Origin of the sequence: Pontibacterium sp. (assembly GCF_041587635.1) — a bacterium.
Classification (GTDB): Bacteria; Pseudomonadota; Gammaproteobacteria; order Pseudomonadales; family Balneatricaceae; genus Pontibacterium.
Genome location: NZ_JBFGYC010000134.1, coordinates 1 through 8,011, shown reverse-complemented (window position 1 = coordinate 8,011; position 8,011 = coordinate 1). Strand labels below are relative to the sequence as shown.

The following is an 8,011-nucleotide window of genomic DNA, read 5'->3' as shown; positions in this document are numbered from 1 at the left end:
ATAAGCTCAGCGCGCACTGCATTGAGCTAAGAGATGTCTGCTCCAGCCTCTCCGGTTGGAGCGCATCTCAATATAAGAATATAAGGGGCAGGGCGTGGTTCTCCGTCTGCATCCTGCACCGTTCCTGAACAAATTTTCTCGTGGGTTATGTTATGAATACTGCACACCGCAAACAATTAGCTGGCACCCAGTTGGATTACTACGATACGCGTGAAGCGGTTGAAGCAATCCAGCCAGGCGCTTACGCTACGCTGCCTTACACGTCTCGTGTACTGGCTGAACAGCTGGTGCGTCGCTGTGATCCGGCTGCACTGACTGATTCTCTGAAACAGCTGATCAACCGTCAGCGTACCCTGGATTTTCCTTGGTATCCGGCACGTGTAGTGTGTCATGACATTCTGGGTCAGACTGCACTGGTTGACCTGGCCGGTCTGCGTGATGCAATCGCAGATCAGGGTGGTGACCCAGCCAAAGTAAACCCAGTTGTTCCAACACAGCTGATCGTTGACCACTCTCTGGCCGTTGAAGCCGCTGGCTTTGATCCGGACGCGTTCGAAAAGAACCGCGCGATCGAAGACCGTCGTAACGAAGACCGTTTCCACTTCATCGAATGGTGTAAAACCGCATTTGATAACGTTGATGTTATCCCGGCGGGTAACGGCATCATGCACCAGATCAACCTGGAGAAAATGTCTCCGGTGATCCAGAACCGTGACGGTGTTGCGTACCCGGATACCTGTGTCGGTACCGACTCCCATACGCCACACGTTGATGCACTGGGTGTTATCGCGATTGGTGTGGGTGGCCTGGAAGCTGAGACTGTCATGCTGGGCCTGCCATCCATGATGCGCCTACCGGACATCGTCGGCGTTAAGATTGTTGGCGAACGTCAGCCGGGTATCACTGCGACGGATATCGCGCTGGCGATGACTGAATTCCTGCGTAACGAGAAAGTCGTTTCTGCCTACCTGGAGTTCTTCGGCCCGGGTGCTGCGACCCTGTCTATCGGTGACCGCGCAACCTTGTCCAACATGACGCCTGAGTACGGCGCGTCTGCTGGTATGTTCTACATCGACGAACAGACCATCGATTACCTGAAGCTGACCGGTCGTGAGCCTGAGCAGGTTGCACTGGTTGAGCAGTACGCAAAAGAAACTGGCCTGTGGGCTGATGATCTGGTTGCTGCTGAATACGAGCGTGTACTGGAATTTGATCTGTCTACCGTTGTACGTAACATGGCAGGTCCATCGAACCCGCACCGTCGTTTGCCTACTTCCGCACTGAACGAACGTGGTATCGCAAGTGATGAGATGCTGGCCGCTGCCCAAGCTGAAGAAGCTGAAGGCCTGATGCCGGATGGCGCGGTTATCATCGCGGCGATCACCTCTTGTACTAACACTTCTAACCCACGCAACGTTGTGGCGGCTGGTCTGGTGGCTAAGAAAGCCAACGAGCTGGGTCTGATCCGTAAGCCATGGGTTAAGTCTTCCTTCGCGCCGGGTTCCAAAGTTGCAAAACTGTATCTGGAAGAAGCAGGTCTGCTGCCTGAGCTGGAAAAACTGGGCTTCGGTATCGTGGCGTACGCATGTACTACCTGTAACGGTATGTCCGGTGCGCTGGATCCAGTGATCGAAAAAGAAGTGGTTGATCGCGATCTGTACGCAACCGCTGTACTGTCCGGCAACCGTAACTTCGACGGCCGTATCCACCCACACGCTAAGCAGGCATTCCTGGCATCTCCACCGCTGGTTGTTGCTTACGCTATCGCGGGTACTGTTCGTTTCGATATCGAAAAAGACGTACTGGGTAACGACCAAAACGGTAACCCGGTGACGCTGAAAGATATCTGGCCGAGCGATGAAGAGATCGATGCGCTGGTAGCGAAGAGCGTTAAGCCAGAACAGTTCAACCAGATCTACATCCCAATGTTTGATCTGGGCGACATCGAGCAGGCGGAAAGCCCGCTGTACGACTGGCGTGAAATGTCTACCTACATCCGTCGTCCTCCATACTGGGAAGGCGCTCTGGCGGGCGAGCGTACCATGAAAGGTATGCGTCCACTGGCGGTACTGGGTGACAACATCACCACTGACCACTTGTCTCCATCCAACGCAATTCAGGCGTCCAGTGCGGCGGGTGAATACTGCGCGAAGATGGGTCTGCCGGAAGAGGACTTCAACTCTTACGCAACGCACCGTGGTGACCACCTGACTGCACAGCGTGCGACCTTTGCGAACCCTAAACTGCTGAACGAAATGTGCCGTGACGAAAACGGTGAAGTGAAGCAGGGTTCTCTGGCACGTATCGAGCCGGAAGGTACCGAGAGCCGTATGTGGGAAGCGATTGAAACCTACATGGAGCGCAAGCAGCCGCTGATCATCGTTGCCGGTGCAGACTACGGTCAGGGTTCCTCCCGTGACTGGGCTGCGAAAGGTGTACGTCTGGCGGGTGTTGAAACCATCGTTGCTGAAGGTTTCGAACGTATCCACCGTACTAACCTGGTTGGTATGGGTGTTCTGCCGGTTGAGTTTAAAGCGGGCGATACGCGTGAAACTTACGGCATCGACGGTACAGAGACATTCGACGTAGTGGGCGATATCTCCCCACGTTGTGATCTGACGCTGATCATCAACCGTGCAAACGGCGAGACCGTTGAAGTGCCTGTGACATGTCGTCTGGATACCGCAGCTGAAGTGAACGTCTACAATGCGGGCGGTGTATTGCAGCGTTTCGCAAAAGACTTCCTGGCTAGCGCTTAAGCACGACTGATCGGTAGGCGCTACTGATCCCTGACCCGTCCGGTCCACTGTCTAAAAACGGTGGGCCGGTATGGAGCTCCACAGGGTAGGTAGCGCGCTACCGAATTTCTCTACCGAGATTGCTTAACCACATCTACTGAAGCTAAACGCTTGGCAGTAACTGTTATTAAGCATTTTCTGAATCGCGGTCCCGGTCTGATGATTGAGACAGGACGCACCGCCCAGCTTATACAGGACAAGATTCTTATGGCCCACGTACCTCAGATTAAAATTCCAGCGACGTACATCCGTGGTGGCACCAGTAAAGGTGTATTTTTTAACCTGACTGACCTGCCTGAAGTTGCTCAGGTGCCAGGTGCAGCGCGCGATGCGATTTTACTGCGCGTGATCGGCAGCCCTGATCCATACGGCAAACAGACTGATGGTATGGGCGGCGCGACTTCCAGTACCAGTAAGACGGTTATCCTGTCTAAAACCAGCCAGCCTGATCATGATGTTGATTACCTGTTTGGTCAGGTCGCTATCGACAAGGCGTTTGTCGACTGGAGTGGTAACTGCGGAAACCTGACCGCAGCGGTCGGAGCGTTTGCGATCAGCAAAGGTCTGGTGGATGCGGATCGTGTGCCTGAGAACGGTATCTGTGTGGTCCGTATCTGGCAGGCGAATATCAACAAAACCATCGTTGCGCATGTACCGATCACCAACGGTGAAGTACAGGAAACCGGCGACTTCGAGCTGGACGGTGTGACTTTCCCGGCCGCTGAAGTGCAGGTGGATTTCATGAGCCCGGTGGACGCTACCGATGCTATGTTCCCAACCGGTAATCTGGTTGATGATCTGGAAGTACCGGGTATCGGCACCTTCAAAGCGACCATGATCAATGCTGGTATTCCAACGGTGTTCCTGAATGCTGAAGATATCGGTTACACCGGTACTGAGCTGCAGGAAGCGATCAACGGCGATCCGGCAGCACTGGAGCGTTTCGAAACCATCCGTGCACACGGTGCTGTGCGCATGGGCCTGATCAGCGATGTATCCGAAGCAGCGGCTCGCCAGCACACCCCTAAAGTGGCGTTTGTGAATAAAGCGGCTGACTACGTATCTTCCAGCGGTAAAGAGATCGGCTGCGCGGATATCGACCTGAACGTACGTGCACTGTCCATGGGTAAACTGCACCATGCGATGATGGGTACGGCAGCGGTTGCCATAGGCACAGCGGCAACCATCCCAGGCACACTGGTGAACCTGGCAGCAGGTGGTGGTGAGCGCGAAGCCGTTACCTTTGGTCACCCTTCAGGCACCCTGAAAGTGGGTGCTGAAGCCAGTGAAAACGGCGGTGACTGGACAGTTAATAAAGTATCAATGAGCCGCAGTGCTCGTGTACTGATGGAAGGCTGGGTACGTATTCCAGGTGATTCCTTCTAAGGGCGATGCCCTGAGCGTTTAAATTTGAAGTCCCCATAGTGTGTGGTGGGTTTACCTATCATTGCCCACCATTCTGGTACTTCATTCAGCCCCGCCTTGGCGGGGTTTTTTTATGCCTGCCTGTTATTATGTCTGGCTGTTGAGCGCTGGGTGATCCAAAGAGCATTGAGCGTCTGAGAGCATAACCGAGTGTCGGACCTTTTTATCGGTTGGGTCAGCTAGAAACAAGAATGAGCAAGGAACAATGGGCCCTGTAGGTCTTTATTTATGAGAATCTTAAAAACTGCATTTCACCCTGATCTGTCCCCTGCAGATATCTCTCCGGCGAGTGAGCTTACGCTTATTGAGCGCCATGCCGCACGCGGTATTGTGGTTAGGGGTGAGACGATCTTGCTTCTGTATACAAAATCTATAACAAGGTGTTCAACGTCAGGCAGCAAGCTCGCTCGGAGACTTCCCCCAATAACCTGCGGCTTTTCAGGCCCGTTAACGCAGTGTTAGGTATAGATGCTAGAGGGGGCGTTCACATCGGCTAGATTCAAGACACTGGTCATCGCCAAACAACATTCGATAACTGGCATGAACAATCCACATAAAATCTACGAACCACGGTCCACAATCGAGACCTAATCGTCGAGCGCGCTCGCTGAAGGGAGGGCAATCAGTATTCGAGGTAGTTTCTTGCTTCGGTATCAAGAAGCGAACCGTATACAATTGGCTGGCACGTTATCGGGCAGCAGGGGTGACGGAATAGAGTCTGGATCTGGCCGGATGTAAGTTGCGTGATTGCAACAGGCCTTGTACTTTCAGAGCACATTGCATCAATGTGATCCTGCTTTCAGGGCACTGCCACGTCTATGCGTTATAAATTTAGGTTTAGGATATCTTTTCGTGACCAACAAATCGTATACCCACCTTAGCTGGGGTATTGCCGTTGTGGCTGCTATTGCCGGGATTTTAAGCACTGTGGCAGTAACCGCAGGGGATAGTGCAGGCCGGGTGAATCTGATGTATCTCGTGCTGCTATACGTGGTGGTGCCGCTGTTTTCGTTGTTGTTGCTAGCGCTGTTCTCTGCCTTGAAAAAGCCCCCGCTGCTGGTTGGGGCGCTCGCCCGGTTGTCTCTCTGGCCCAGTTCATGGCGTGATGCGCTGCCGGAGCTAAAGCGTGAACGGCGCTTTCAGCCCTGGTTATTCTGCCAGAGCCAGAAAGCGATGCTGTCGTTTAATCTCGGCTGTCTGGTGTCATTTATCACTTTGCTGCTGTTCAACGATCTGTCGTTTGTCTGGCGCAGCACCTTACTGACAGCCGAAGATATCTATCCGTTTCTGGCTGTAATTGCAGGGCCCTGGGCATTTATCGATAGCGCTCAGCCTGCGCTGGAGCTACTGGTTAGCACCCGCGATTCGCGGTTGGTGGCGCACCCGACGGGAGGTGCTGGGTACGGTTTATGGTGGAAATTCCTGGTGGCGTCACAGTTGTGTTACGGCATTCTGCCCCGGCTGCTGCTACTGTGGCTGGCCAATTACCGCTTTAATGCGCTGCCAGCCCAACCGGTTGATGCCGTTATGCCTGTCACTGCGCCGCTGGTTAATCGATCGCCGGAGGCTCCGGCGCTGGTACAGGTGAAGAGGGTGGAAAGTTGTTCTGCCATGTCACAACCATACTGTCTGGTACTCTGGGCTGATCTGCCACAAAGCTTGGTAGATGAAGTGACTGAGCAGATGGGCCTGCCGGAACAGACTTTCCAAGTCGGGCCCCACGGTGAGATGGATCAGGAGCTGGCCGCCGAGGCTGACCCACGCAGCAAGCTGGTGCTTGTTGCGGCCTGGGAGCCGCCGCTGGGTGAATTGAATGACTTTTTGCAGCAGGGCCATGGCGCGTTGATGCCGCTGGATTGGCGCGATAATGCTTTTACGCAGGTGTCTGCGTTGCATCTGGATGAGTGGCGGCGCTTCTGCCATGCGCTGGAGCAGTGGCAGTTGCTGCAGCTGGATAATCCCCGCCTTGATGAGGAATCGAAATGACCCCGAGTTTTGCGGTAGTCGGCCATCCCAATAAAGGAAAATCCTCTGTTGTCTCGACGTTAGCGCGGGATGATCGGGTGGCGGTGTCGATGCAGAGCGGTACCACCGTGGTCGCAGAAACCTTTGAGATCCGGGTGGGTGAATCCGGTTATCAACTGATTGATACACCGGGATTTCAGCGTCCCCGCAAGGTGTTGGCGTGGCTTAATCAGACCAACCCTGATGCTGATAAGCGTAGCGCACGGGTGGAAGCGTTTTTGCAGGACCCGCAGTGTCAGGCACAGTTTAAAGATGAGATCGAGTTGCTACGGCCCATTATGGCCGGGGCTGCCATTTTGTATGTGGTGGATGGCTCGCGGCCTTACAGCGCTGAATATGAAGCAGAGATGGAGATCCTGCGTTGGACCGGCCAGCCGAGCATGGCGTTGATCAACCCGATTGAAAATCAGGACTATGTAGCTAGCTGGCAACAGGCGCTGCAGCAGTATTTCAAAGTAGTGCGGGTGTTTAATGCGGTTACCGCCGATATAGATCACCATATTGATCTGCTGGAAGCCTTTGCCCATATCCATCAGCCATGGTCTGCTGCCCTGAAATTGCTGGTAACGGAGTTTAACCACGAGATCGCCCGGCAACGGCTGCAAAGCTGCCAGCTTTGCGCCCAGTTACTGGAAGATATGACCCAGTATCAACTGAGCCAGAAAGTGGCCAGCAAATCCCAGGCAGAATCCTTACAGCTGTTGCTGGAACAGCGCTATTATCAGTGGATGCGACAGCGTGAAAAAGAAGCCCATCTGCAGCTGCAGGCGGTGTTTCGGCACCACCAGCTGGCCTGCGAATCAACTGAACTGAGCCTGCCAGATGATCTGTTTGATACCGATAAATGGTATGGCTGGGGGCTGGACCGGAAACAGCTGGCGACCGTTGCTGCGATGGCCGGTGCCGCTGCCGGGGGCGCGCTGGATATGATGGTGGCGGGTAGCTCGTTTATGCTCGGCGCCATTGGTGGCGGTGTTCTTGGCTCATCGGCGGCCTGGTTCGGCGCCAACAGTCTGGCAGCCAGCAAAATCAAAGGCATTCCGATGGGCGGTTATGAAGCGCGTCAGGGGCCGATCTCCAACCGCAATTTCCCTTATGTGCTGCTGGGCCGGTTGCTGTTTACCTACCGGGCACTGGCCCACCGTAACCACGCCCAGCGCAGTGCACTGCAACTGGGAGATATTGGTGTCAGCCAGTTGCTGGACGCGCTGAGTAAGAGCGAGAAAAAAGACCTCCATCTTGCACTGGATAAGCTCAGCCGCCAAAAGAGCGTCACCGGCTTGGCAGATATTCTGGAACCACTGTTTATCGCTACATTGGCCATGACGACTCGAACATCGACTGAACAGTCAGAGTAAGATTTTCCCGGCAGCCCGGAGCGGATCACCCGATTTAACAGTACGGCATCTGACGTATTTCCAAAGGGGATAATCGCAGAAAGGCAGTTATCCTGGCACTCAAAATCCGTTGACTGGATCATAGCGACCTCCGAGGAAGACAATGTTGCAGAGCATGTGGGTGGCTGCAGTGATGGGCCCGAGGTTGTGGATTTTAAGAATCTGATTTTGAGGCTATAATCGCGCTCCTTCATCCAAACGACAGTTGTTTGTGGCATCGCCTGATCACGCATATATGAACGTTATAAAAACTGCATTTCACCCTGACGTATCTCCCGATGATCTCTCGCCTGAGAGTGGACTCAAGCTCATTGAGCGCCATGCCGCACGCGGTATTGTGGTTAGGGGTGAGACGATCTTGCTTCT

Annotated in this window: 5 protein-coding genes; all 5 read left to right on the top strand. The window is 54.1% G+C overall.

Annotation, left to right across the window (positions count from 1 at the left end):
* Nucleotides 1-152: 152 nt before the first annotated feature.
* Complete coding sequence (gene acnD, locus ABYW01_RS08785; protein ID WP_372832122.1) at nt 153-2,759, top strand: Fe/S-dependent 2-methylisocitrate dehydratase AcnD; 2,607 nt, start codon at nt 153-155, stop codon at nt 2,757-2,759.
* 246 nt (nt 2,760-3,005) lie between these two features.
* Nucleotides 3,006-4,184, top strand: coding sequence for a 2-methylaconitate cis-trans isomerase PrpF (gene prpF, locus ABYW01_RS08780; protein ID WP_372832124.1), 1,179 nt, complete (start codon nt 3,006-3,008; stop codon nt 4,182-4,184).
* 586 nt (nt 4,185-4,770) lie between these two features.
* Nucleotides 4,771-4,938, top strand: coding sequence for a helix-turn-helix domain-containing protein (locus ABYW01_RS08775; protein ID WP_372832123.1), 168 nt, complete (start codon nt 4,771-4,773; stop codon nt 4,936-4,938).
* Between the two features lie 137 nt (nt 4,939-5,075).
* Nucleotides 5,076-6,209, top strand: a complete 1,134-nt coding sequence (locus ABYW01_RS08770; RefSeq protein WP_372832121.1) for a DUF2868 domain-containing protein — start codon at nt 5,076-5,078, stop codon at nt 6,207-6,209.
* The gene (locus ABYW01_RS08765; RefSeq protein ID WP_372832120.1) at nt 6,206-7,606 is read left to right on the top strand and encodes a GTPase/DUF3482 domain-containing protein; all 1,401 of its coding nucleotides are present in this window, start codon (nt 6,206-6,208) and stop codon (nt 7,604-7,606) included. The genes ABYW01_RS08770 and ABYW01_RS08765 overlap by 4 nt, the downstream gene beginning before the upstream one ends.
* The last annotated feature ends 405 nt before the right edge of the window (nt 7,607-8,011 follow it).

What these genes read in the sequence shown, in the direction of transcription:
- acnD (WP_372832122.1), top strand. Translation starts at nt 153, where the DNA reads ATGAATACTGCACACCGCAAACAATTAGCTGGCACCCAGTTGGATTAC.
- prpF (WP_372832124.1), top strand. Translation starts at nt 3,006, where the DNA reads ATGGCCCACGTACCTCAGATTAAAATTCCAGCGACGTACATCCGTGGT.
- ABYW01_RS08765 (WP_372832120.1), top strand. Translation starts at nt 6,206, where the DNA reads ATGACCCCGAGTTTTGCGGTAGTCGGCCATCCCAATAAAGGAAAATCC.